This window comes from Martelella sp. UBA3392, from assembly GCF_002358775.1.
GTDB lineage: Bacteria > Pseudomonadota > Alphaproteobacteria > Rhizobiales > Rhizobiaceae > Martelella > Martelella mediterranea.
The window spans coordinates 9,631-12,360 of sequence record NZ_DEPM01000195.1 but is presented as its reverse complement, the minus strand read 5'-3'; the positions used below and the strand labels follow the sequence as shown (position 1 = coordinate 12,360).

Annotated in this window: 3 protein-coding genes; all 3 read right to left on the bottom strand. The window is 63.8% G+C overall.

The annotated features are described in order from the left end of the window. On the bottom strand, positions 1-554 hold a 554-nt coding region (locus B4E36_RS15100; protein WP_345900532.1), incomplete at its 3' end, for an aminopeptidase P family N-terminal domain-containing protein. 32 nt (positions 555-586) lie between these two features. Then, positions 587-1,585: an ectoine utilization protein EutC gene (gene eutC / locus B4E36_RS15095; RefSeq protein WP_292056763.1), complete on the bottom strand. Its 999-nt coding sequence runs from the start codon at positions 1,583-1,585 to the stop codon at positions 587-589. A gap of 1 nt (position 1,586) precedes the next feature. After that, positions 1,587-2,585 carry a hydroxyectoine utilization dehydratase EutB gene (gene eutB, locus B4E36_RS15090; RefSeq protein WP_292056761.1) on the bottom strand — a complete coding sequence of 333 codons (999 nt, stop codon included), beginning with the start codon at positions 2,583-2,585 and terminating at the stop codon, positions 1,587-1,589. Positions 2,586-2,730 lie beyond the last annotated feature (145 nt).

Genomic DNA, 2,730 nt, shown 5'->3' with positions numbered 1-2,730 from the left:
TCGAAGATCCGCTGGTGCATGCGCTCGACGATGCGGGCCGCACGCTGCATGTAGAGAAGCTCCTGATCCGACTTCACCGCGCGCTGCCAGTTCACCAGGCTGTTGGCGTTGACGAAAGCGGCATTGGGCAGGTGCTGCTGCAGCGAGGCATGGGCCTGCGCGGTGTACCAGTAATTGTCCATCTCCACGCCGATGCGCGTCTTGTCCCAGCCGCGCTCCTCAAGCCGCGCGGCGAGAAAATCCATCGGATGGCGAACATCCGACTGCACATAGTGATCCGGATAGCCGATCATGTCGTCTTCCGACATGAAACAGGTGCGCTTGGCGCCATTGCGGTCCTGATCGCGACCGAACCAGACGGGGTCGCCGTCGGGACCGACGATGACGCACTGATGCACATAGAATGACCAGCCGTCATAGCCTGTCAGCCAGGCCATGTTGGACGGGTCCGAGACGATCAGGACCTCCACCTCGCGGTCTTCCATGGCCTTGCGCGTCTTCTCGATGCGCTTGGCAAACTCGCTGCGTGAAAAGGCCAGTTGCGGTGCGGACATGTCTTTTGCTTTCTATACCGTATGACTGCCGATCATGCCTCGGAGTCGAACGCGACGCCGAGACCCAGTTGATCTGCCCTCTTGAGGGCGAGCGTTGCGATGGCCGTGTCCTGCACCCCGGTTCCGGTCAGGTCGGCAATGGTGAGGTCGGACGGCGCAAGACGCGCCTTCGCGGCACCCGTGATGATATCTCCGAGTTCGGCGAACCGCTTTTCGGAGGGCATGACGCCCGCCGCAATCGCAGACCGCAGTTCGCCGAGTTCCGCGGTCTGCGACTGGCGGTCGGGCACATAGGCATCGGCCCTGGCCAGACATGCCGGCTCGATCTCGTTCTTGGAATGCTGGTCGGAGCCCATGGCGGTGACGTGCTGACCGGGCTTCAGCCAATCCGCTTTCAGGACGGGCGCGGTCGCGGGCGTCGTCGTGACCACGATATCGGCCGCGCTGACGGCCGCTTCCGCATCGGCCACAGCCACGGCCGCAATGCCGTTCTCACGGGCGACGCGCTCGGCCAGCGCCTCGGCTTTGGCAATATCGCGCGCCCAGATCAGTGCCCTTTTCACCGGACGGACGAGCATCAGCGCCTGCAATTGAAGCCGCGCCTGCATGCCCGCGCCGAAAATGCAGACCGTCGCGGAATCTTCGCGCGAACAGTGCCTAGCCGCCACCGCGCCGGCGGCGGCCGTGCGCATGTCGGTCAGATAGCCGTTGTCGAGAAGCAGCGCTTCGAGAACCCCTGTCCTGGCCGAGAAAACCATCATCAGCCCGGACGTGCTCGGCAGGCCGATCTTTGGATTGTCGAAGAAGCCGGGCGAGACTTTAATGGCAAAACTGTCGAGACCGGGCACATAAGCCGTCTTCACGTCGACTTCGCCATTCGCTTCCCTGATCGCGAGACTCAGGATCGGCGGCATGACCACCTTTCCGCCGGCAAGCGCCGCAAAGGCGTTCTCGACGCACGCTACGACCTCGCCGTCGAGCGGCACGGCTTTCATCAGATCGGACTGGGTGAGGATCTTGATCTTCGGCATTTCAGGCAACCTCCTTCATGAGATCGACATCCTCGCCGCCAATGACCCGGAAATGCTGCTCCATGTCCACATTGCCGCCAGACAGGATGAGCGCAACCGGTCCTTTCGGTTTGAACGTTTGCGCGAGGACCGCGGCAATCCCCACCGCGCCTGCCCCTTCGACGATCTGCCGCTCCTGCCAGTAGGCATGGCGCATGCCGGCGGCGATCTGGGCTTCGTTGAGCAGCCAGGTTTCATCGACCAGATCGCGGGTCATGGCGAAGGTATAGCGGTTCGATAACCCGATCCCGCCGCCGAGGGAATCGGCCAGCGTCGGTTGTTCCTCGACCCCGATCGGCGCGCCCGCCTTCAGGCTTGCGATCATCGCGGCGCCGCGCTCCATGGTGATGCCGACGATGCGAATATTCCTGTTCCGCGCCTTGCACGCGGCTGCCACCCCGGCAATCAGCCCGCCGCCGGAAAGCGGCACGACGACGGTATCGACATCGGGGATTTGATCGATGATTTCGAGGCCCAGCGTTCCCTGCCCGGCGATCACCGAGCGGTGATCGAAGGGCGGGATCATCGTCATGCCCTCGGCGACCAGCTTGTCGACTTCGGCCTGGGCTTCGTCCTGAGACCTGCCGACGATGCGGACCTCCGCGCCAAGCGCCCGGATGCCGTCGACCTTCACCTGTGGCACCAGTCGCGACATGCAGATCACGCAGCGCACGCCGGAAGCCTTCGCGGCATGCGCCAGAGCCCGGCCGTGATTGCCGGTGGACACGCCGACAACGCCTGCCTTCCTCTCCTCATCCGACAGAAGGGAAACCGCATTGGCCGCTCCGCGCAGCTTGAAACTGCCGGTATGCTGCAGATGTTCGAGCTTGAGGTGCACCGGCACGCCGGCAATCGCCGAAAGCGTGTCGGAGACATCGACCGGCGTTTGACGGATGGTCGCGGCAATGCGTGCGCGCGCCGCCTCGATTTCCCCGATACCGACAAAATCCGATTGTGTCATGCCGCAAATCCTGCGTTCACGCCGTCAAGCTGCAGCGTGAACAGTCGCCCGTATTCGGTGGGGCGCCAGTCCCTGAACCCGCCGCGGCGCAGCATCTCCCAGGCGCTCGCCTGGTTGGATGTCACCACCGGCTTTCCGGTTCGCT